The organism is Solirubrum puertoriconensis (genome assembly GCF_001483135.1).
Taxonomy (GTDB): domain Bacteria; phylum Bacteroidota; class Bacteroidia; order Cytophagales; family Hymenobacteraceae; genus Solirubrum; species Solirubrum puertoriconensis.
Window position 1 is genome coordinate 1,160,737 of the sequence record NZ_LNAL01000006.1, and the last position, 21,026, is coordinate 1,181,762.

19 protein-coding genes are annotated in these 21,026 nt (G+C 57.5%); 5 read left to right on the top strand and 14 right to left on the bottom strand.

Annotated features, from left to right (window positions below; all coding sequences use genetic code 11):
- Nucleotides 1-43 precede the first annotated feature (43 nt).
- Both ASU33_RS09790 and ASU33_RS09795 read left to right on the top strand, forming a co-directional pair.
- Nucleotides 44-910, top strand: a complete 867-nt coding sequence (locus ASU33_RS09790) for a bifunctional transcriptional activator/DNA repair enzyme AdaA (protein ID WP_059070608.1) — start codon at nt 44-46, stop codon at nt 908-910.
- Between the two features lie 38 nt (nt 911-948).
- Nucleotides 949-1,515 carry a hypothetical protein gene (locus ASU33_RS09795; RefSeq protein ID WP_059070609.1) on the top strand — a complete coding sequence of 189 codons (567 nt, stop codon included), beginning with the start codon at nt 949-951 and terminating at the stop codon, nt 1,513-1,515.
- Between the two features lie 79 nt (nt 1,516-1,594).
- Here the strand turns inward: ASU33_RS09795 and ASU33_RS09800 are convergent, their stop codons facing one another.
- The 3 genes from ASU33_RS09800 to ASU33_RS09810 form a co-directional block, all read right to left on the bottom strand.
- Nucleotides 1,595-2,260, bottom strand: a complete 666-nt coding sequence (locus ASU33_RS09800; protein ID WP_059070610.1) for a DUF4159 domain-containing protein — start codon at nt 2,258-2,260, stop codon at nt 1,595-1,597.
- A gap of 81 nt (nt 2,261-2,341) precedes the next feature.
- Nucleotides 2,342-3,049 (bottom strand): 16S rRNA (uracil(1498)-N(3))-methyltransferase, encoded by a 708-nt coding sequence (locus tag ASU33_RS09805; RefSeq protein ID WP_059070611.1) that lies wholly within the window; start codon nt 3,047-3,049, stop codon nt 2,342-2,344.
- 38 nt (nt 3,050-3,087) lie between these two features.
- Nucleotides 3,088-3,870: a S1/P1 nuclease gene (locus tag ASU33_RS09810; protein WP_078063018.1), complete on the bottom strand. Its 783-nt coding sequence runs from the start codon at nt 3,868-3,870 to the stop codon at nt 3,088-3,090.
- A gap of 234 nt (nt 3,871-4,104) precedes the next feature.
- Between ASU33_RS09810 and ASU33_RS09815 the strand changes: the two genes are divergently transcribed.
- The gene (locus ASU33_RS09815) at nt 4,105-5,283 is read left to right on the top strand and encodes an SDR family oxidoreductase (protein WP_078063019.1); all 1,179 of its coding nucleotides are present in this window, start codon (nt 4,105-4,107) and stop codon (nt 5,281-5,283) included.
- Between the two features lie 210 nt (nt 5,284-5,493).
- Entirely contained in the window at nt 5,494-6,465 is a 972-nt protein-coding gene (locus tag ASU33_RS09820; RefSeq protein ID WP_059070613.1) for an NmrA/HSCARG family protein, read from the top strand.
- Between the two features lie 71 nt (nt 6,466-6,536).
- Here ASU33_RS09820 and pckA read toward each other — a convergent pair whose 3' ends face one another.
- Entirely contained in the window at nt 6,537-8,138 is a 1,602-nt protein-coding gene (gene pckA, locus ASU33_RS09825) for a phosphoenolpyruvate carboxykinase (ATP) (protein WP_286130463.1), read from the bottom strand.
- A 285-nt stretch (nt 8,139-8,423) separates the two neighbouring features.
- Between pckA and ASU33_RS09830 the strand changes: the two genes are divergently transcribed.
- On the top strand, nt 8,424-9,854 hold the full coding sequence (locus ASU33_RS09830; protein WP_059070614.1) for a peptide MFS transporter: 1,431 nt from the start codon (nt 8,424-8,426) through the stop codon (nt 9,852-9,854).
- Nucleotides 9,855-9,933: 79 nt separating this feature from the next.
- On the opposite strand, the gene ASU33_RS09835 is transcribed toward ASU33_RS09830, so the two are convergent.
- The 10 genes from ASU33_RS09835 to ASU33_RS09880 form a co-directional block, all read right to left on the bottom strand.
- Entirely contained in the window at nt 9,934-10,329 is a 396-nt protein-coding gene (locus ASU33_RS09835) for a hypothetical protein (protein WP_059070615.1), read from the bottom strand.
- A 159-nt stretch (nt 10,330-10,488) separates the two neighbouring features.
- A complete protein-coding gene (gene groL, locus ASU33_RS09840; RefSeq protein WP_059070616.1) occupies nt 10,489-12,132 on the bottom strand; it encodes a chaperonin GroEL in 1,644 nt (547 codons plus the stop codon).
- A 36-nt stretch (nt 12,133-12,168) separates the two neighbouring features.
- Nucleotides 12,169-12,459, bottom strand: a complete 291-nt coding sequence (gene groES, locus ASU33_RS09845) for a co-chaperone GroES (RefSeq protein ID WP_059070617.1) — start codon at nt 12,457-12,459, stop codon at nt 12,169-12,171.
- A 274-nt stretch (nt 12,460-12,733) separates the two neighbouring features.
- Complete coding sequence (gene secG, locus ASU33_RS09850) at nt 12,734-13,138, bottom strand: preprotein translocase subunit SecG (RefSeq protein ID WP_059070618.1); 405 nt, start codon at nt 13,136-13,138, stop codon at nt 12,734-12,736.
- The gene (locus tag ASU33_RS09855) at nt 13,139-14,617 is read right to left on the bottom strand and encodes a DUF8458 domain-containing protein (RefSeq protein ID WP_059070619.1); all 1,479 of its coding nucleotides are present in this window, start codon (nt 14,615-14,617) and stop codon (nt 13,139-13,141) included.
- Nucleotides 14,618-14,764: 147 nt separating this feature from the next.
- Nucleotides 14,765-15,310: an LPS assembly lipoprotein LptE gene (gene lptE / locus ASU33_RS09860; protein WP_078063020.1), complete on the bottom strand. Its 546-nt coding sequence runs from the start codon at nt 15,308-15,310 to the stop codon at nt 14,765-14,767.
- Nucleotides 15,297-16,601: a sigma-54 interaction domain-containing protein gene (locus ASU33_RS09865; RefSeq protein ID WP_059070620.1), complete on the bottom strand. Its 1,305-nt coding sequence runs from the start codon at nt 16,599-16,601 to the stop codon at nt 15,297-15,299. Before ASU33_RS09865 ends, lptE begins: the two co-directional genes overlap by 14 nt.
- 188 nt (nt 16,602-16,789) lie before the next feature.
- On the bottom strand, nt 16,790-18,229 hold the full coding sequence (gene miaB, locus ASU33_RS09870; RefSeq protein ID WP_059070621.1) for a tRNA (N6-isopentenyl adenosine(37)-C2)-methylthiotransferase MiaB: 1,440 nt from the start codon (nt 18,227-18,229) through the stop codon (nt 16,790-16,792).
- Nucleotides 18,230-18,375: 146 nt separating this feature from the next.
- On the bottom strand, nt 18,376-19,647 hold the full coding sequence (gene pabB / locus ASU33_RS09875) for an aminodeoxychorismate synthase component I (protein ID WP_059070622.1): 1,272 nt from the start codon (nt 19,645-19,647) through the stop codon (nt 18,376-18,378).
- 14 nt (nt 19,648-19,661) lie between these two features.
- The gene (locus tag ASU33_RS09880) at nt 19,662-21,023 is read right to left on the bottom strand and encodes a tetratricopeptide repeat protein (protein WP_059070623.1); all 1,362 of its coding nucleotides are present in this window, start codon (nt 21,021-21,023) and stop codon (nt 19,662-19,664) included.
- Nucleotides 21,024-21,026 lie beyond the last annotated feature (3 nt).

Sequence of the window (21,026 nt, forward strand, 5' to 3'; positions counted from 1 at the left end):
GCGCAGACCTAGTTTTGTATGGTAACGCTAAATAGAAACTGCCATGCAAGTTGCCGTCAGCCATCCCGACTACCAGCGTATCGCACAGGCCATTCGCTTTCTGGAAGAGAATTTTCGGCGACAGCCCAGCCTCGATGAAGTGGCTGAGGCAGTAAGCCTTAGCCCGTTTCATTTCCAGCGCTTGTTTAGTGAGTGGGCAGGCATCAGCCCGAAGCGGTTTGTGCAGTACCTCACGGCCGATTTCCTGAAGACGCGGCTAGCTGAGGCTAGCAACCTTGCCGATGCGGCCGAAGCGGCCGGGTTGTCGGCGCCGTCGCGGCTGCACGATCTGTTCGTGACCTTGGAAGCCGTTACGCCGCACGAGTTTCGGAGGGGCGGAGCCGGCGTGCACATTGCGTATGGCGTACACCAAACACCCTTTGGGCCGGCCTTGCTGGCCGCAACACCTAGGGGCGTATGTGGGCTGCATTTGCTCGCACCCGACCAGCCTAAGACTTCCACCGCCTTAGCCGCTTTGCAAAAAAACTGGCCTGAGGCTACGTTCGAGCATAACGAAACTTTCACGGCGCCGCTGGTGGCGCAGGCATTCGCGCCGATGGCCGGGCAGCCGCTGCACTTGCTAGTGCGCGGTACCAATTTTCAGCTGAAAGTTTGGGAAGCTTTGCTGCGTGTGCCTGCCGGGCAATTGGTAAGCTACCAGCACATTGCGCAAGCTATTGGGCAACCGAAATCCCTGCAAGCAGTAGGCTCGGCAGTAGGTGCCAACCCCGTAGCGGTACTGATTCCTTGCCACCGGGTAATTCGGAAGGAAGGGGTATTGGGTGAATACCGATGGGGTTCGGCAACCAAAAAAGCCATTATTGGCTACGAAATGGCCCAAGCCGAGCGCCAAGCCGCCCAAGTTGTGTAGATTGAGGCGCCACCGCATCGCAATTCAAGCGCCCTGCCATGTTCGAAAAACTGCAAACGCTGCTGTTAATCCTGTTCGGGCTGATTGTGTTTGTGGTGAGCATGTGGCGTAAGGCGCAGGAAGCCATGCGGCGCGAAGCACAGGAACGCAAGCTGCCACAGCCCGATAGTCGATCTACTGCGCGACCAGTGGTGCGTCCGCCGGGTGCTCCTTCGTTTGAAGAGCTGTTGCAGCAAATGAAACAGCAAAACCAGCAAGGCAACTCAAAGCCGCAACAGGGCTCGACTCCTACGCCTGCCTCAAGGAATGAGCAACGTGCACCGGCACCCCGTACCCTGGAGGTGCCACAACCCTCGGTGCGCAATTTGGAGGAGGCTGCAACCACCCGCACCGCCCGCAGCCTCGAGGAGCCGACCACGGCGCCACGCAGAGCCGCTTCGTTACCCAGAGCAGCCGCGTCCCTGGCCGACAATTATTGGGCCCGCGAAGCCCGGCCGAGCCAACGGCCAACAGCAGCAGCCGACATTGCCGCTCGATTGCGTAACCCTGCGGATTTACGGGCCGCGTTTATCATGGCCGAGGTGTTGCAGCGCCGCTTCGAGTAATCAGCCATAAGCACAAAAGCACGGCGCCGCTCCCGAACTCGGGAGCGGCGCCGTGCTTTTACCGGTAACCTGACCAAGGCTACTCCTGCGTGATGGCGTAAGCCATGAGGTTAGCTCCCATGCGCAAAGCGGCTTCGTGTTTCTCCACGGGGTCTTTGTACACTTCGGGGTCTTCCCAGCCGTTGCCTAGGTCGCACTCGTAACTATAGAAGCACACCAAGCGGCCTTTGTAGATCAGGCCAAAGCCTTGCGGACGCTTGCCGTCATGTTCGTGTACCTTGGGCAGGCCTTTCGAAAATGGAAATTTCTGGTGGTAAATGGGATGCGAGTAGGGCAGCTCTATAAATTCCAACTCCGGAAATACTTTCTTCATTTCGGGGCGGATGTACTTGTCGAGGCCGTAGTTGTCGTCGATGTGCAGGAAGCCGCCACTGGTTAGGTAACGGCGCAGGTTTTTGGCCTCGGCATCGGTGAAGGTAACATTGCCGTGGCCCGTCATGTGCACGAAGGGGTACTGCAGCAGCTCGCGCGAGCCGGGCTCCACGGTAGCTTCTTCGGGCGCGATGTTGGTTTTGAGGACCTGGTTGCAGTAGCGAATTAGGTTGGGCAACGAGGTTTTGTTGCCGTACCAGTCGCCACCGCCGCCGTATTGCAGGCGGGCAATCTGGAAGCTGTACGACGGCCCGGCTGCCGTAACGGGCAGCAGCAGTACCAGCGCAAGCACAAGGCGGAAGATCAGTTTCATACGGCAGGCAGAAATACCTAAGGGAGCAGGGATAATAAACGAAGGAAACCAGCCCCAGGATTGTTCCCCGCGGTACGCTACCTAGGCTAACTCCTGCGCCACGTGTACGGTGTGGCAAGCGGCCAAGGCTGCTGTTTCGGTGCGCAGGCGCGTGTGCCCCAGTGTTACCGGCCGAATACCTAGCCCTAGGGCCAGCTGAATTTCCTCTGGCGTAAAGTCGCCTTCGGGACCGATAAGGATGCAGCACCCGTTGCCGGCGGCGGCTACTTGCGCCAACGAAACCCGCTCGCCCTCGGCTAGGTGCGCAATAAACGTGGTAGCGGGCTCGAGCGTGCGCACAAAGGCCGCGAAGTCAGTCAGCTCATCCATTTGCGGCAGCCACGCCTGGCCCGACTGCTTCAGGGCGCTTATGGCAATGCGTTCCAAGCGCTCCAGCTTCAACTCGCGCCGCTCGGAGCGTGCACAACGCAAAAACGACAGCCGATCGATGCCCATTTCCGTGGCCTTTTCTACCAGCCACTCCATGCGGTCGAGGTTTTTGGTAGGGGCCACGGCTATGTGCACGAAGTAGGGGCGGCGGGGTACTTGCTGCTGCTCCACAATGCGCAGTTGGCAACGTTTGGCCTCCGCATCGGCCACCGCCGCCTGGTAAATGCTGCCAGCCCCATCAATCAGCTCCACGGCGTCGCCTTCGCGGAGGCGCAACACACGCACGGCGTGCTTGCTTTCGTCTTCGGGGAGGGTGTAGGTGTTGCCGCTGAGGCCGGGCGCAAAGAAAGTATGGGGCATAAGGCAAAAGTAGGGCTGCTACCTAGGAGCTGTGTAGGCTAGTCAAGCGCCTTGTTCAGTATTTCGGCCAGCCGAATACCGGCTTGGCTGAGGCGCAGGCGTACGTCCTCGATGTGGGTGTTGTAGTACTGCTCGTCGAGCACTGTACCGGGCTGGGCTTCGGCGTACAGCTTGGTGCTGAGTTGGTACGACTGGAAAAACCACTGCTCCATAGGGTCTTGGCGCCAGATTTTAGCCTGCTTTTTATCGGGGTGGTCGAGGTTGGCGGCCATTTGCTGGTACGACAGGCCTTGCACGTTGATCAGGCCGCTGTCCCAGAGGCGGTGCAGGTTGGTGCCTTCGCCCCGAAACTGCAGCTGAATTTCGTTGCCGCCTTTGTCTTCGGCGCGGCTGATGTGCATGGGCTGGTGCAGGTCGCCCACAATGTGCACTACAAACTTGAGGGCGATAAAGCGCTTGTCCTGGGACTGCTTTTTGTCGGAAAGCACCCGCAGGTTTTCGTTCAGCGCCTGGTACGCGTTGGGCTCCGTTTTGGCCTTGAGCTCCTGGCTGAAAGCTGGAAACTCCAACCCTAGGGGCAGGTTAACGAAGTGCCACGGCGCGGTGCTCTTGTATTCGGGCGTATTGCGTACCTCGTCGGCCCACGTCGAAACGTCAACCAGCGTTTGCGTGCCCAACAGCTGCTTCACCTGGCGCTCCGCCTTGCGGGACAGGTAGCGTTCGGCAATTTTCCCGACGGTGCGGTGGCCTTCGCCGCCCCAAGCCAGCAACTGGAGTGGGCTGAATAGTAAACACAATGCAATGGCGGGCAGGCGACGCATAACCGGGATTGTTGGGATGGGAGGTGCAGGAAACGAATGAACTCACAAAGCACGCATAATTCGGGCGCATTCAATAGCAACTAGGCAAGCCCTAGGTGCGGTTAGATGCTACCGGCCGGCGAACAGGAGCAGTGCCGCAGGCTAAATGGTACATCCTCTGTATGGTTAGAATGTATCGAACCCGGAGCGCGTGCGTACAGGAAAGCTTGTGTATCATTCCTAACACCACACCCAATGACACCAAAACTCAAGAAACTTAAGAACCAAGTAATCGTCATCACCGGTGCATCGTCGGGCATCGGGCTGGTAACGGCCCGCATGGCCGCGAAAAAAGGTGCCAAACTGGTGCTGGCAGCCCGTAGCGAAGAAGCCCTGCGCCGCTTGGTAGAAGAAATCAGGCAGGAGGGCGGCGAAGCAACTTACCTGGCTATTGACGTGAGCGAGCCAACGGCGGCCCGCACGATTGCCGAAAAAGCCCAAGCAACCTACGGCGGCTTCGATACCTGGATTAACAATGCCGGTGTCAGCATTTATGGGAAAGTGGAGGAGGTGCCCCTGGAAGATATGCGCCAGCTCTTCGAGGTAAACTTTTGGGGATTGGTGCACGGCTCGCTCGAAGCCGCCAAACACCTGAAGCAAAAGGGCGGGGCTATCATCAACGTCGGCAGCATTTTGTCCGACATTACCGCTATTCTGCAAACCATTTACTCGGCCAGCAAGCACGCTGTAAAAGGCTTTACCGATGGCCTGCGCATGGAGCTGGAAATGGATGGCGCACCCATTTCGGTAACGCTTATTCAGCCAGCGGCTATTGATACGCCCTACACGGTGCACGCCAAAAACTACATGGAGCGCGAAGCCAAGCACGCGCCACCCGCATACGCACCCGAAACGGTAGCCCAGGCTATTTTGCACGCCTGCGTCAAGCCCGAGCGCAGCATTGTGGTGGGCGGCGGTGGCCGTGCGTTCATCAGCATGGAGCAGTGGACGCCGCGCTTGCTCGATAAGTTTATGGAAACCTCGTTTGTAAAGCAGGAGAAGGCCGACTACGCGCCGCGTCCCCTGCATCAAAACGCCCTCGATAAGCCCATGGGCGCCCTCGAGGAACGTGGCAACTACCCCGGCCACACCCGCGAAACGAGCTTCTACACGCAGGCGGTTACCAGCAAGGGCCCCGTATTGAAGGCCGCCTTGGCGGTGGGTGCTGGTCTGGCTTTAGCAACCTGGATCAGCAAACAACGGCAACACAGCGGCAACGGCTACCGCACCGTGTACCCCGATGACTACGACCGCAGCCGCTCTGCCAACCGCAGCCAGCTAGGCTCGGCCGCAACGGCCAGCAGCAGCCACGATTACGACCCGGCTGGCCACGACCACCGCTACTCCGAAGTACACCGCGACGATTTGCCCTAGGTGCTTATTAGCACTTCAGCGAAAAGGCCACCTGCTGCACAGCCAGCAGGTGGCCTTTTTTGTGAATTGTTCTTTGCTGAGTGCAGCTTTATTGATCTGATCATCACATAATTGGGTGATTGATGTTGGTTGGCGCATCCGATACTTTCGCCTCGGCTTAGGCCCTATCCCACACCATCACATACAGCGCATTGCTGCGCCTTATTGCCCATGTCAGACAAAAAGATCATTGCTGTATTTGGCGCTACCGGTGCCCAGGGCGGCGGCTTGGCTCGTGCCATCCTCAACAATCCGCAGGGAGAGTTTACGGTGCGTGCCATTACCCGAAACCCCGATTCCGACAAGGCCCGCGAACTGGCTCGCCTAGGTGCCGAGTTGGCTGCTGCCGATATCGACAACCCGCAGAGCCTGGGCAGAGCATTGGCCGGGGCCTACGGAGCGTTTTGCGTCACCAACTTCTGGGAGCATTTCTCGCCTGAGCGCGAGCTGCAGCAAGCGCGCAACATGGCCGAAGCCGCCAAAGCCGCTGGGTTGCAGCACGTCATCTGGTCGACGCTGGAAGACACGCGCCATTGGGTACCGCTTTCCGACAACCGCATGCCCACGTTGCAGGGCCATTACAAAGTGCCGCATTTCGATGCCAAAGGCGAGGCCAATCGTTACTTCAGCGACCTAGGCGTGCCCACCACCTTTATGCTCACCGCCTTTTACTGGGAAAACTTCATCTACTTCGGCATGGGGGTGCAGCGCAACAACGAGGGCAAACTCGTGCTGTCGTTGCCGCTGGACGACAAAAAGATGGCCTGTATTGCTTCGGAAGATATTGGCCGCTGCGCGCACGGCATCTTTAATAAAGGCGCCGCTGCCATCGGGCAAACCATTGGCATAACCGGCGGGCTGCTCACGGGCACCGATATGGCCCAGAGCTTCAGCAAAGCCCTGGGGCAGGAGGTGGTTTACCAACCCGTGCCGCCCGAGGTGTACCGCGGCTTGGGATTTCCGGGCGCCGACGACCTAGGCAATATGTTCCAATTCTATCAGGAGTTTGAAGAACATTTTGTCGAAACGCGCCGCGAAGAAGTTGCCCGAGAGCTTAACCCGGCCTTGCAAAACTTTGATCAGTGGTTGGCGCAAAATGCGCAACGTTTGCCGGCACTAAACCAAGTAGCCGAACACGTTTAACGGGTACTGACCCTAACAAAAAAGCCCCGCGAGCAGCTGCTCGCGGGGCTTTTGAATAAACTAACCTAGGGTTAGGCGTTGGCTACGGCCTCTACTTTCGGCGCGCCAGCCAGGATTTCTTCGTTGGCGAAGTCGGCAAACTTCTGGAAGTTGGCTACGAACTTCTCGGCCAGCGAAGCAGCCGTTTTGTCGTAAGCTTCTTTGTCCGACCAGGTGTTGCGCGGGTCGAGGATTTCGGTGGGCACGTTCGGTACCGAGGCGGGCACCTCTACGCCGAAGATGGGGTGCTTCACGAATTCCACATCGTTTAGCTCGCCGTTCAGGGCAGCCGTAATCATGGCGCGGGTGTAGCTCAGCTTCATGCGCGAGCCCACGCCATACGAACCACCCGACCAGCCGGTGTTCACCAGCCACACGTTCACGTTGGGGTGCTCTTCCATTTTCTGGCCCAGCATCTCGGCGTACTTGGTGGGGTGCAGCGGCAGGAACACCTGGCCGAAGCAAGCCGAGAACGTGGTTTGCGGCTCGGTTACGCCCACCTCAGTGCCCGCTACCTTGGCAGTGTAGCCCGACATGAAGTGGTACATGGCGTGCGACTTATCGAGCTTGCTGATGGGCGGGATTACGCCGAAAGCGTCGGCCGTCAGGAAGAAGATGTTCTTCGGAACGCCGGCAATCGAGGGCTCTACCGCGTTGTTGATGTAGTGGATGGGATAGGCGGTACGGGTGTTCTCCGTAACGGACTTGTTGGCGTAATCCACGGTGTGCGTGCCGGGGATGAAGCGCGTGTTCTCTACGATAGAGCCAAACTTGATGGCATCCCAAATTTCGGGCTCTTTCTCGCGGCTCAGGTCGATAACCTTGGCATAGCAGCCACCTTCGAAGTTGAAGATGCCAGCGCTGCCGGGCATCCAGCCGTGCTCGTCGTCGCCAATCAGGCCACGGTTCGGATCGGCCGACAGGGTGGTTTTGCCCGTGCCCGAAAGGCCGAAGAAGATGGCGGTATCGCCTTCTTTGCCCACGTTGGCCGAGCAGTGCATGGCCAGCGTGTTCTTTTCGTGGGGCAGCAGGTAGTTCAGTACCCCGAAAATGCCCTTCTTCATCTCGCCGGCATAGCCCGTGCCGCCGATCAGGATCATCTTCTTGCTGAAGTTGAGGATGGCGAAGTTGCTCTGGCGGGTGCCGTCAACCGCGGGGTCAGCCTCAAAGCCGGGGGCGCAGATGATGCTGAAGTCGGGAGCCCAGCTGGTGTCGGCGCCTTGCTCGGGGCGCAAGAACATGTTGTAGCAGAACAGGTTGTGCCAAGCCAGCTCGTTTACCACGCGCAGCTTCAGCTGGTAGTCGGGGTGAGCACCGGCGTAGGCATCGCGCACGTAAATCTTCTTGTCGGCCAGGTAGGCCACCATTTTCTCGTGCAGCTGATCGAACTTCTGCGGATCAAACGGAATGTTGATGTCGCCCCACCACACCGACTCGGCGGTGCTCTCGTCCTTCACCACAAAACGGTCTTTGGGCGAGCGGCCGGTAAACTTGCCCGTGTCGGCCATCAGCGCGCCCGTGTCGGTCAGGGTGCCTTCGCCGTTTTTCAGGGCTTCTTCCACCAATTCGGCGGGGGTAAGGTTCAGGCACACCTCTTTGGCCTGGCTGATACCGAGCGGCTGGAGGCGGTTCATTGCGGCGGTGGAAGCAGAGGTTTCCATCATAAACGCAGAGAAAAAAGGTAAAAAGAAGGTGGGAATGGGAGAATATGGAGCAAAAATAGGCGAAAATCCGAAGCACCCGCGCTGTGTTTGCGTATTAGCTGCAACGGCCTCTGGAGGCCGCTTTTACGCTGGTTGGCACTGTTCAGTTGGGAAATTTTGTTAGATTTACCCGTAAGCCCCCAGCTCCGTACGGCTGCTGCCGGGCTTTTTTGCTTTCCCTACCATTCCTCACCAACCTTCTTCCCTCACGCTATCATGCAAGTAGCAACCGCTCAGGCGCCGCCGCCAACCCCGACGAGCTCCAAGCACCCACCCGGCCTGTATCTGCTGTTCTTCACCGAAATGTGGGAACGGTTCAGCTACTATGGCATGCGTGGTTTGCTGGTGCTTTACCTCACCAAAACCGTTGTGCAGGGCGGCTTGGGCATTTCCGAGGCCAGTGCCACGCTTATCTACGGCTACTTCACCGGTTTCGTGTACTTCACGCCCATCATCGGTGGCTACATTGCCGATAAATACATAGGCCAGCGCCGCGCCATTCTGATTGGCGGCGTAACCATGGCCATTGCCCAACTCTGCCTGTTCATGCAGCCGGCCTTGTCTACCGAGGCGGCCATTTTTGGCATGCCTTGGCCCACCGCCCTAGGTTTGCTGCTGCTGATTTTAGGCAACGGCTTCTTTAAGCCGAATATCTCGACCATCGTGGGCAAGCTCTACCAGCAGGGCGACCCAAAGCGCGACGCGGCCTTCACCATCTTCTACATGGGCATCAACGTAGGCGCTTTCTTTGCTCCGCTGGTGTGCGGCTACTTGGCCGAAGACCTGTTCGCCACCAAAACCGTGGTAAACGGCGTGACGGAAGTAAGCAACTACGGTTTCCGCTACGGCTTCCTGGCCGCCGGTATTGGCATGATGCTGGGCCAGCTGGCCTTTAACCTGCTCGGCAAAAAGTATCTAGGCGACGTGGGCTTGTACCCCGAGGGCAAAGGTGCCGACAACAAAACCGTTGAGAAAACCCCGCTGACGAAGGAAGAAACCGACCGCATGGCCGTGATTTTCATCATCACTCTGTTCGTGGTGTTCTTCTGGGCCGGCTTCGAGCAGGCCGGTTCCTCGCTTACACTCTACACCGATAAGTACATCAACCGCGAGGTGTTCGGTTTCCTGATCCCAACTTCGTGGTTCCAATCGGTTAATCCGCTGTTTATCGTGGCTTTCGCACCCGTAACGGCTGGCGTATGGCTGGCGCTGGGCCGCAAGGGCCGCGACCTGAGCATCCCCGTTAAAATGGGCCTCGGCATGATCCTGCTCGGTGCGGGCTTCCTGTTCATGGTGGGTGCGGTGCTCGAGCGCGGCGGCGACGTGCAAGACACCACCGTCAAAGCCAGCATCCTCTGGCTGCTCGCTACCTACTTCTTCCACACCATCGGCGAACTGTGCCTGTCGCCCATCGGGCTTTCGATGGTATCGCGCCTGTCGCCGGTGTCGCTCACGTCTATGCTCATGGGCGTGTGGTTCCTAGCGCCTTTCGTGGCCCAGATTGCTGGCGGTTACATCGCTAAGTACGTCGAAGAGCTCGGCGCCCTCACGGTGTTCGGTCTGATTGCGGGCTTTGTTATCGCGGCCGGTTTGCTGCTCATTATTATTGCCAAGAAGCTGTTCCACATGATGCACGGCCGCGGCTAAGTGCCCGCGCTCATCATGGTCTCAGCTCGATAAAAAGCCCCGTCGAAGCAATTCGGCGGGGCTTTTTTATGGGCCCTGGTTAGGGGCGCTCAGCGAGCAACCCCAGCAACAGGGGCACGCTGTGCAACACCGTGCCGATAAATAAGCCAACGGTAAGCCAATGCACCACACGGTTTTGCACCCGCAAGAACACAAACTGCTCGATCAGGCGGCCCAGCCAAAAAACAATGATGCTGCCTAATACAAAACGACCTAGGGATGAAGAAAGGAGTTCGTGGGGAAAGCCAAAGCACAGCGCCGCAAACACGGCGAAAACGTACATCAGCTGCACGTTCATGATCTGCATTACGCCCCGGTTGATGCGGTCGAGCTTTTTCAGTTGCTTACGCCAGCGTAGCAAGCGCCAAAACCTGGCGTGTAGCATCACAAACAGCAGGTTGTATACGCCGCAGACGTATAGCAGAGCTTCGGGCATAATCAGCAAAGGGTAGCGCCATCGTATCTACGCAAAACGGTGCGTTGTTGTAGAAAGAGTACCAACCTAGGCGCCTTGGTCGCCCTACAAAGCAACAAGCCCCGCCGACCTAGGTCAGCGGGGCTTGTTGTTATCAGAGCTTGGTGCTCGGGAGGCCGATTACATCATGCCGCCCATGCCACCCATACCGCCCATGCCAGCAGCGCCGGCACCGGCTTTCTCTTCTTCGGCTTCTTCCGAAATTACGCACTCAGTCGTCAGCAGCAGGCCGGCGATAGAAGCAGCGTTTTCGAGAGCCAAGCGAGTAACCTTGGTCGGGTCGAGGATACCAGCAGCCATCAGGTTCTCGTAGCGGTCTTCGCGGGCGTTGTAGCCGAAGTCGCCTTGGCCGTCGCGTACTTTCTGCACTACTACCGAGCCTTCGCCACCGGCGTTGGCCACGATGGTGCGCAGGGGAGCTTCCAGAGCCGTGCGAATGATGTTTACGCCGGTGCGCTCGTCGCTGTTGATGGTATCAACGGCTTCCAACGAATCCAGAGCGCGCACCAGAGCTACACCGCCGCCGGGCACCACGCCTTCCTCAACGGCGGCGCGGGTAGCGTGCAGGGCATCGTCAACGCGGTCTTTCTTCTCTTTCATCTCAACCTCCGTCGAAGCACCGATGTAGAGGATAGCTACACCGCCCGACAGCTTGGCCAGACGCTCTTGCAGCTTCTCCTTGTCGTAATCCGAGGTGGTAGTTTCGATCTGGGCTTTGATCTGACCTACGCGAGCCTGAATCTCTTCCTTGCCACCACGGCCGTTAACGATGGTCGTGTTGTCTTTGTCAACGATGATTTTCTCGGCTTGGCCGAGGTAATCGAGGGTAGCGTTGTCGAGCTTGTAGCCGCGCTCTTCGGAGATAACCGTACCGCCGGTGAGGGCAGCAATGTCCTCGAGCATAGCCTTACGACGGTCGCCGAAGCCAGGAGCCTTAACGGCAGCAATCTTCAGCGAGCCACGCAGCTTGTTCACCACCAGCGTAGCCAGCGCCTCACCGTCAACGTCTTCCGCGATGATCAGCAAGGGCTTGCCAGTTTGCACCACTTGCTCCAGCACGGGCAGGAGCTCCTTCATGGTGCTTACTTTTTTGTCGTAGATCAGGATGAAGGGCGAGTCGAGCTCGGCTTCCATCTTCTCGGCGTTGGTTACGAAATAGGGCGACAGGTAGCCGCGGTCGAACTGCATGCCTTCAACCGTTTTTACTTCGGTTTCGGTGCCGCGAGCTTCTTCTACCGTGATTACGCCTTCTTTGCCAACCTTGTCCATGGCGTTGGCAATCATCTGGCCGATTTCGATGTCGTTGTTGGCCGAAATGGTGCCTACTTGGGCAATTTCCGAAGAGTTTTCAATCTTCTTCGACTGCTGCTTCAGGTTAGCTACAACAGCTTGCACCGCCTTGTCGATGCCTCGCTTCAGGTCCATTGGGTTGGCACCAGCGGCCACGTTTTTCAGGCCAGCGCGGTAGATGGCTTGGGCTAGTACGGTTGCGGTGGTGGTGCCGTCGCCGGCTTGGTCAGCGGTTTTCGAGGCAACCTCTTTTACCAGCTGAGCACCCATGTTTTCGATTGGGTCTTTCAGCTCGATTTCCTTAGCTACGGTTACACCGTCCTTAGTAATGCTAGGAGCGCCGAACTTCTTGTCGATAACCACATTACGGCCTTTCGGTCCAAGGGTTACTTTAACGGCGTTAGCCAGTTTATCTACGCCGGCCACCAGCTTGTTGCGGCCTTCGATGTCAAATTGAACGAGTTTAGCTGCCATGGGGCTTTGCTACGATTTTGGGCTGAAAGGGGAAACTTACAGGATGGCGAAAATGTCCGATTCGCGCATGATCAGGTAGTCCTGACCATCAACGGTAATCTCGGTGCCGGCATACTTGCCGTACAATACTTGGTCGCCTACCGATACCGAGGGCTTCACCAAGGTGCCATTGTCGGCCACTTTGCCTTCGCCTACGGCCACCACTTCGCCGCGCTGCGGCTTCTCTTTGGCCGTATCGGGAATGATGATGCCCGATTTGGTTTTTTCTTCGGCGGCGGCCGGTGCGATGATCACGCGGTCGGCCAGCGGTTTGATGCTAACAGCCATACTGCTGGTTTTGGTTGAACGGTATAATGAATGGGAAAAGACTTCAAGGGAGTCGGCAGCGGCTGGGCAGTTCTTGTGCCAGCCTGCTAAAAACTGACAGATTGAACGACCTAGGGAACTTTTCGCCGGATTTCTGCCGCCCAGCCTGACAAACCTGACAGGATGGTGGCAGATTGGGCGGCCGCAAGTATAGTCAACTAAACCGGGTAAAAAACAACCGGCGGCTTTTCGCTGCTGCGAAAAGCCGCCGGTGTAATGGCCTGGGTTGTCAAGATTACTGAGCGGGAGCCGGAGCAGGTTGCTGAGCCGGAGCCGGCGTTTGCTGCTGGGCTGGGGCCGCTGGGCCAGCTGCACCCGGTACCGGGGTAGCCGGTGCGGTGGGCGGGGTTGCAGGAAGGCGGGCTTCCATGGCTTTTTGCTGGTTGATGCTGCGCACAGGACCCGTTGATTGGTTGCTGAGCAGCATGTGAGAGCCGAGCGACAAAATAATTAAGGCAATGGCAAAGCCCCAAGTGAGGCGCTCCAGCAAGTCGCCGGTGCGCTTAACACCCATCAGTTGGGCTGTGCCACCGGCCGAAAAGCCGCCGGCCAAACCACCGCCCTTCGAGTTTTGGGCTAGCACCACTAGGGCCAGCAACACGCATACAATAAGGGCAAGTACGATAATAGCGGTGTACATCTACTCCGTCTGTTGGTTCAGTAAGTCAATTTGAGCGGCAAAATACGCCTTTTTTTCGGGTTGGCGCTGCATCAGTTGCTCGTAAATCTCAATCGCGCGTGCAATTTTACCTTGCTTCACCATGATTTTGGCTAAGCTTTCCGACGCCAAGCTGGGCGGAGCGCTGGTGCTGCGCACCGATAGGTCGGTTTGAGGCTCGTCGGTAGGAGAAGGCCGAACAGTGGCTGTTTTGATGCGCGGCTGACTGCGCAAGAACCGTTCGATAAGCACCAACGAAGATGGCAAAGCGGCTACCGAAGGTCGGTGGGCCGAAAGGTGAGCCTGATGCGCCGCATCGGGGTGCCAGCTATCGGCTAAAGGCAAATTGAATGTCAGTTCTGCATCGCGGAGCGTCAGGGCATAGCCAAAGCGGCTGCCCGCTGCGACAGCATACGCTAGGTGCTCATCGGCTCGGAAGGCCGGTATAGCGCCTGGTTTAGGTTCCTCTTCCTCTTCGAACTCCGGTAACTGGTACAAAGGAGCCTGCTCGGCTGCCTCGGCCAAGCCAAACTCGAACCGCGAACTGCCAGCCTCTACAGGCGGGCGAATGGGCGGTGCAAGCGGCGGCAGTTCGCCCGCTACCAACCCCTCTGACGCCGAGAAGGTAGGAGTTAGACCTAATTCTGATCCATCTTCAGGCTCAGAAGCTTCGGCTACATCAACTGGCTCCGACGTGAGGAGCAACTCCAGTGTCGCTGCCTCAACAACAGACTCTGGTTGCGACTCAGCATCCGTATCAACCGAGGTAAGCTCGGTTACTGACTCATCATTCGGCGAGTCAGCAGCAGCAACCTCTTCTAAATGGGAAGCAGGTTGTTCTTCCTCAACCAACGCAGGCTCCTCTACGGTGTTTTCGATAAGGACACCTAGGAACTGTTCAGTTGGCTCTGTTGCGGTAGCAGGTGCCTCTTCGGCTGCAGGCTCAGCAATCAGCTCGTCATCAGCAGCTTCAACTGACAAATCAGCTGTGGAAGCTACGCTTTCAGCAACGGGGTATGCTTCGGCTTCTGTGAGCTCCGGATCGAATGCAGGTGCCTGAAAAGGCTCGACCTGCCCAGGAGCCACTGCCGCTGGTTCGGGTTCTGCGAAAGGCAGTGCTTCGGTAGATTGAAGTTCTGCTTCTACCCGTTGCGGTTCGCTAACCTCGGGCATAGCAACGGAGCTGCTTACCTGCGCAGCTGGCTCGGAACTGGGCAGCAGGGTGCCAGCAGGAGTCTCGATCAGCAAACGCAGAAGTTCGCGGTCGGCGGCGTAGGTGGCAGCGCGGCGAAGACGCTGGCCGGCCAGCATGCTGCCGCGGTCGTGGGCCGCTTTCGCCAGCAGCAAGTGCGCTGTTTGGCAATATGGGAAAGCGGTAGCCAACTGCTCCAACTCACGAACTTCGGCTTCGGTAATGCCGGTTACGTTGTCCAGAATGTGCAGCAGCGAGGCGCGGTTCATCGATTGATGCTAGGTGCAGAGTAGGAGGTAAGTGGCTACAGATCAGGCTTGATAACAATTAAGCCATGGCGGGCTCAGGCCCCGCACAATCATCCGAACCACAACATTACAGCAATTTGAGCACTAAAGCACAACCAGTGGCAGTAGTTACCAGTTGGCAACCGACTTATTAAACACGTCGGTGATAATGCGGTCGGTAATGCGGCGGTTGGCCGTTGGGTCGTTTACAATGTTCGTCACGTTTTCAGTGGCCGTAAAGTCAGCATTGCTCTGAAACGTTTGCTCAAAGTCCTGCTTAGGGTCTTTGGTATTGGTGAACTTCACCCGAATTTGAATAGTGAGGCGGTTAATACCCGCACGGTCCTGCCCATCGGTGCTCTGAATGGCCGCCGGCGCAAAATCGTAGGCAACTATCTGGCCTTCAAACTGCAAATCTCCATCGCGAGGTACGAGCTTCAGCGTGGTGTTGCGTTGGAAGTAGTCCTTAAAATCCTCGGTGAGGCGCTGCGAAAGAAAGGACGGACCGTTGGCAGCGTTGTTTTGCAGCGTACCCACCGAAAAAGTTTTAACGGAAGGGTCGATGTTGGTACCGGTGAAGGAGTAAACGCCGCAGCCCGCAAGGGGCAGCAAGCAAAGCAATATTGCTACTACAAAGCCTAGGTGGCGGATGCCGGCCTGCTTAATCCAGATCATACTGCTTGAGTTTGCGGTACAAGGTGCGCTCCGAAATACCCAAATCCTGTGCGGCATACTTGCGCTTGTTGTGGTGCTTCTTCAACGCCTTGATGATCATTTCCTTTTCCTTGGCTTCGAGCGATAAGCTTTCTTCCTCGGTTTCGTGCGTGATGTCTTCAACGCGCTGAATCTCGTCCTCATCGTCGAAGTCGGCAGCAGGTTGGGCGTTGATGATAAACGACTCATTGGGCTCGGCGGGCCTAGCTAAGCGCGGCCCACTTTCGTAGGGGGCAACGCTTAAATTGGTGAAAAGGTGGCTGTTCTGGCGAACCAACTCCTGCGCCTGCCCGGCTTCGCCGCGGGCCGAGCCGGCGGCCATTTCGAGCACCAAACGCTTGAGGTCGGTCATGTCGCGGCGCATATCGAACAGCACCTTGTACAGCAGTTCGCGCTCCGATACGCCTTGCGGAGCCGTGCCGTCGGCCGTGGCACCTAGGAGCATGGGCAGGTTAGAGGTTTGGTCCTGCGGCAGGTACTGACGCAAGCGTCGGGCATCTACCTCCCGGTCGGTTTCCAACACCGATATCTGTTCGGCTATGTTCTTGAGCTGGCGAATGTTACCAGGGAAACGGAAGCGCTGCAGCTCCTGTACCGCATCGGGCAGCAGGGTAATGGGCTTCACGCGGTAGCGCTCGGCAAAATCGGTAGCGAACTTGCGGAACAGCAGGTAAATATCGTCGCCTCTTTCGCGCAAGGGCGGCACCGTAATGGGTACGGTGTTCAGACGGTAGTAGAGGTCTTCGCGGAAGCGGCCCTCGCTCACGGCGTTGAGCAGGTTCACGTTGGTAGCCGCAACCACGCGCACATCGGTCTTCTGCACCTTCGACGAGCCCACCCGAATAAACTCCCCATTCTCCAGCACGCGCAGTAGGCGGGCCTGGGTACCTAGGGGCATCTCGCCAATCTCGTCGAGGAAAATGGTGCCGCCGTTGGTTACCTCGAAGTAGCCTTTGCGCGCTTCAGTAGCGCCCGTAAACGAGCCTTTTTCGTGGCCAAACAGCTCCGAATCAATCGTGCCTTCCGGAATAGCACCGCAGTTTACGGCAATAAACTGCCCGTGCTTACGTGGCGAAAGGGCATGGATGATCTTCGAAAACGACTCCTTGCCCGAGCCGCTCTCGCCGGTGATGAGTACGGTCATGTCGGTAGGCGCTACTTGAGCGGCTACCTGGATGGCGTAGTTCAGCGTTGGGGCGTTGCCAATGATGCCGAAGCGCTGCTTGATACTTTGTATTTCGGAAGGGGTCAAGTGCTAGGTTGGTTTTCGGAGAGTAGACGAAAAGGGGCCGAGATTATTTTACGCCGACAAGAAAAAGGCACCCCTGAAAACAAGCTGTCATCCTAGGCAAGGTAGAGTTCCTCCCCAGAGCAACTAACAGCCAATGAGGCCGTTCGGATGGGAGAGGCGCTTTTCCGCGCTCAGGATGACAGTAAAAATTATTCTACTGCGTCGCCCAGCAAGGTAGTGCTGGTGCACTCCCGGACAAACACGTTCACGTAGTCGCCTTTTTTGTAGTGCTTGCGGGGGAAGATGACCACTTTGTTTTGGTCGTTGCGGCCGCTTAGGTGCTCAGTGCTGCGCTTCGAGACGCCTTCCACCAACACCCGGTGCACCTTGCCCACGGCCATCTGGCTGCGGATAAGCGAGTGTTTCTGCTGACGCTCAATGATTTCAGCGAGTCGGCGTTTTTTTACTTCCAGCGGTACGTCGTCTTCGAGCTTGCGCGCCGCTAGTGTGCCGGGGCGCTCCGAGTAGTAGAACATATAGGCCATGTCGTACTTCACGTGCTCCATCAGGCTCAGTGTTTCCTGGTGTTCCTCCTCGGTTTCTGAGCAGAAGCCGGCAATCATGTCGGTTGAAATGCCGCAATCTTCACCTAGGATGCGGCGAATCGCGGCCACGCGGTCGAGGTACCATTCGCGGTCGTAGGTGCGATTCATCAGCTTCAGCACGCGCGAGTTACCGCTCTGGGCCGGCAGGTGAATGTAATTGCACACGTTGTCGTACTTGGCCATGGTGTGCAGCACCTCGTCGGTAATGTCTTTGGGGTGCGAGGTAGAGAAGCGCACGCGCAACTCGGGGCTTACCAAGGCTACGCGCTCGAGCAGGCCAGCGAAGTTCACGAACTCCGTGCCGTCCTCTGATTGCCACTTATAACTGTCTACATTCTGGCCCAGTAGCGTTACTTCTTTGAAGCCTTTGTTGAATAAGTCTTGGGCTTCCTGTACTATACTGTGCGCATCGCGACTCCGCTCGCGGCCGCGGGTAAACGGCACCACGCAGAACGAGCACATGTTGTCGCAACCGCGCATGATGCTGATAAAGGCCGACACGCCGTTGGAGTTCAGGCGCACGGGCGTAATGTCGGCGTAGGTCTCCTCGCGCGAGAGCAGCACGTTCACGGCGCGTTGGCCGGCATCAACCTCCTTAATCAGACGGGGCAGGTCGCGGTAAGCATCGGGGCCTACAACCAGGTCCACAATCTGCTCTTCCTCCAAAAACTTGCTTTTGAGGCGCTCGGCCATGCAGCCTAATACGCCCACTAGCAAGCCCGGGCGCTTACGCTTGTGGGCGTTGATCTGCTGCAGGCGCTGGCGCACCGTGATTTCGGCCTTTTCGCGGATGGAGCAAGTGTTGAGCAGTACCAAATCGGCCTCGGCCAGCTCCGAAGTAGTATCAAAGCCCTCGTCGTAGAGGATGCTCGATACGATTTCAGAGTCAGAGTAATTCATCTGGCAGCCGTAGCTCTCGATGTAGAGCCGGCGCTGACGACCCGTGTGCGTCGGCTCGCTCACGCGTACGTCGGCGGGTAACTGCTCAGCGGCTGGGGCAGCAGCCTTGTCCAGAAAATCAAGCGTAAGGATGGGTTGAGACATGGCCTCGAAAAATCAGCTGAAGGAGGGCAAAGGTACGGCTTACCCAGCAGAAATGACAGTTTGGCAGAACAATGAATAACTGAATTGCTAAGCTTCTGAGCCGGTGCTGGTTCTTGCTCATGGCACAAACCAGTGCGCGGTTAGCTCTAAGCTAAATCAATGATTGTAGTGCCCAGTACTTCTAACAGAGCTCGGGCTTTCAACAGGCACTCCTGGTATTCGCGTTCCGGCTGCGAATCGTAGGTGATGGCCGAACCCACCTGAAAGCTGAGGTAGCCGGTATCGGTGCGGTACTGCAACGAGCGAATTACCACGTTGAAATCGAAGTCGCCATTGGGCCACACGTAGCCAATGCTCCCGCTGTATAGTCCTCGGCGAGCCTTTTCGTATTGCTCGATCAGCTGCATGGCGCGCACTTTAGGTGCGCCCGTCATGGAGCCCATCGGAAAGGTGGCGCGAAGTATCTCGCTCAAGGTGGTACTCGGCTGCAGCTGACTTTTCACGGTTGATATCATTTGCCACACGTGCCGGAAGGGATATAGCCCGAATAGCTCAGGCACTTGCACACTGCCGGGCTTACTAATGCGGGCCAAGTCGTTGCGCACCAAGTCAACGATCATCAGGTTTTCGGCCCGTTCCTTCTCGTCGTTAAGTAGTTGCTGCCGCTGTGCTTCGTCTTCGGGGGGCGTAATGCCACGCCGGATGGTGCCTTTAATGGGTTGCGAAAGCAACGAGTCAGCATCACGGCGAATAAACCGCTCGGGCGAAGCGCAGAGCAAATGCCGATCGTGCCACTTGTAGAAACCGGCAAAAGGCGTTGGCGACGCTTGCTGCAGCCGCAAAAAGGTATCGACAGGAGAAAGAGTTACCCCTTCGGCGTAGAACTCCTGGCAAAGGTTGAGCTCATAAACTTCGCCGTTCAATATGTCTTCGCGCACGGCTTCAACGGCCCCTAGGTAGTCGGCCTTGCTGAGGCGTGGGTGCAGCTGCGGCACGACACCTAGCGGCAAAACGTCCGAGGGCTGGGCAGCTATTTCCCCTAGGTCGGCGGGGGTTAGGCCATGCAGCTCAACGGTGCCATCGGCCAACCAGCGGAGCCACTTGCTCGGGCGAAAAAAATGCAAGTCGGGCCATTCTAAGCCATCGGGGTGTTGGCTATGTAGCAGTGGCTCAAACGCGTTCTTTACATCATAGGTCAGCAAACCGCAGCGTGGAGCATTGGCCAGGTTCTGGCTAAACCAATCATCCAGGTTTGCCAGCGAAGCAATAGCTGAAGCACCTTCGTCAGCGACAGCCAGCATATGCACGAATGGTCCGCCAGCGCAGGCACTATCGGCGGCTGGTACAAAGTAGGCGCAATACTGGTGCTGGGCTGCCCAGCGCAGGGCTTGGGCAGGAGAGATGGTAGGAGCAGCCATGCAGCAAACGTTGGCTATTTCATGCTAGCTAAGGCTACTTTGGCCTTGGCGTCGGTGCTGGTTTTGTATTCGTGCTTGTTGTAGCTCAGGGCCTTCTGAAAATACGCTTTGGCTTTCGCAAGTTGGCCAGCCTCCCGGCAGATGTACCCCATTTGCAGGGCGGCTTGCGGGGCAAAGTAATAAGGCGCATTGCCACTAAGCGCAATGGTGTGCGTGTAAAACAGGCGGGCCGAATCGAGGCGGCCCAAGCCGTGGTAAGCCCGGGCACGGCGGTACGGCTCTTCGAGCTTATCGCGCAGAGGAGTAGAAGAAGCTGCGCGGAAAGCACCTAGAGTGGCTAGAGCAGGCCGGTAATAGCCGCCATCGAGTTGTAGGCGAGCTTTGGTTAGCAAAGGATTAAGGGGTAAACGGTCATCGACAAACCGTTGCGCGTAGCGGTCCTCCTCCACAACGGTTTCGCCGCTTTTACTGATTTGCTGGCGGCATTGCTCGGCTGCTTGGTTGTTGCCGCTGAGCCAGTGGGCCAAGTACATCTTAAACCAAGCGTCCTTGCGGTAGTGCACGCCTAGGTACTCTTTAGCAAACTGCTGATTGGCACGTAGCGAGGCGGCATACTGACCTTGGTAGAGCAGCAAGTCGGCGGCCATGTGATGCAGATAGGGTGCCGGTAAGTAAGCGTTGCCTACTGGTCGGGCTCGGTAAGCAGCCAGAGCTTCGTCGGCGCGGTGCAGCTTTTTTTGTACCGAAACAGCTAAGTAGCTGAACAGTAAATTGTCGGGCTGGGCGCGCGTTAAGCGAGTGGTTAGGGCGGCCGCTTCCTCGTCGGCGCCATAGTAAGTCTGCCGGATCAGGGCCAGCAGGATTTCTGCTTCCGTCTGAAAATCGTGTGGGCGTATGGCGGCGTTACGCAGGTGCCGTAGGCCAGCTGTGGTATTGCCGGGTAGGCCTAAGAGGTTCAAGAACCAACGGTAGCCCTCCGGCACCGACCCGATCAGGAACTGGCACAAGCCCATTGTTTTTTGGGTGGGCAAGTGATGAGGCCAGCGTTTGGCATTTTGCTGTACCTGCAAGTACGCCTGCCGCAAGCTCCAGGCACCCTGCAGCTCGTGCTCGAACATGACCTGAGTAGCCGCTTGGTGCAGGCGCACTTCGGCGCGGGCATAATCGCGCAGGGCAGTGCGTGGCAGCCGATCAAGCGCTTCGAGGCAACGGTTTTGCGCTTCTATCAAGGCATCGTAGCGGCCGGCATCCTGGCTGACCACTAGTTCGGTGAAGCTGATGCCTTCATCAACGAGCAACGCGCCGGGGCTGTGTGGTTGTTGGCGCAGCTCTGCTTTTATGATGTTGCGGGCCGCAGTGGTGCGCAGCTTCAACAACTC

What these genes read in the sequence shown, in the direction of transcription:
- ASU33_RS09790 (WP_059070608.1), top strand. Translation starts at nt 44, where the DNA reads ATGCAAGTTGCCGTCAGCCATCCCGACTACCAGCGTATCGCACAGGCC.
- ASU33_RS09795 (WP_059070609.1), top strand. Translation starts at nt 949, where the DNA reads ATGTTCGAAAAACTGCAAACGCTGCTGTTAATCCTGTTCGGGCTGATT.
- ASU33_RS09800 (WP_059070610.1), bottom strand. Translation starts at nt 2,260, where the DNA reads ATGAAACTGATCTTCCGCCTTGTGCTTGCGCTGGTACTGCTGCTGCCC.
- ASU33_RS09805 (WP_059070611.1), bottom strand. Translation starts at nt 3,049, where the DNA reads ATGCCCCATACTTTCTTTGCGCCCGGCCTCAGCGGCAACACCTACACC.
- ASU33_RS09810 (WP_078063018.1), bottom strand. Translation starts at nt 3,870, where the DNA reads ATGCGTCGCCTGCCCGCCATTGCATTGTGTTTACTATTCAGCCCACTC.
- ASU33_RS09815 (WP_078063019.1), top strand. Translation starts at nt 4,105, where the DNA reads ATGACACCAAAACTCAAGAAACTTAAGAACCAAGTAATCGTCATCACC.
- ASU33_RS09820 (WP_059070613.1), top strand. Translation starts at nt 5,494, where the DNA reads ATGTCAGACAAAAAGATCATTGCTGTATTTGGCGCTACCGGTGCCCAG.
- pckA (WP_286130463.1), bottom strand. Translation starts at nt 8,138, where the DNA reads ATGAACCGCCTCCAGCCGCTCGGTATCAGCCAGGCCAAAGAGGTGTGC.
- ASU33_RS09830 (WP_059070614.1), top strand. Translation starts at nt 8,424, where the DNA reads ATGCAAGTAGCAACCGCTCAGGCGCCGCCGCCAACCCCGACGAGCTCC.
- ASU33_RS09835 (WP_059070615.1), bottom strand. Translation starts at nt 10,329, where the DNA reads ATGCCCGAAGCTCTGCTATACGTCTGCGGCGTATACAACCTGCTGTTT.
- groL (WP_059070616.1), bottom strand. Translation starts at nt 12,132, where the DNA reads ATGGCAGCTAAACTCGTTCAATTTGACATCGAAGGCCGCAACAAGCTG.
- groES (WP_059070617.1), bottom strand. Translation starts at nt 12,459, where the DNA reads ATGGCTGTTAGCATCAAACCGCTGGCCGACCGCGTGATCATCGCACCG.
- secG (WP_059070618.1), bottom strand. Translation starts at nt 13,138, where the DNA reads ATGTACACCGCTATTATCGTACTTGCCCTTATTGTATGCGTGTTGCTG.
- ASU33_RS09855 (WP_059070619.1), bottom strand. Translation starts at nt 14,617, where the DNA reads ATGAACCGCGCCTCGCTGCTGCACATTCTGGACAACGTAACCGGCATT.
- lptE (WP_078063020.1), bottom strand. Translation starts at nt 15,310, where the DNA reads ATGATCTGGATTAAGCAGGCCGGCATCCGCCACCTAGGCTTTGTAGTA.
- miaB (WP_059070621.1), bottom strand. Translation starts at nt 18,229, where the DNA reads ATGTCTCAACCCATCCTTACGCTTGATTTTCTGGACAAGGCTGCTGCC.
- pabB (WP_059070622.1), bottom strand. Translation starts at nt 19,647, where the DNA reads ATGGCTGCTCCTACCATCTCTCCTGCCCAAGCCCTGCGCTGGGCAGCC.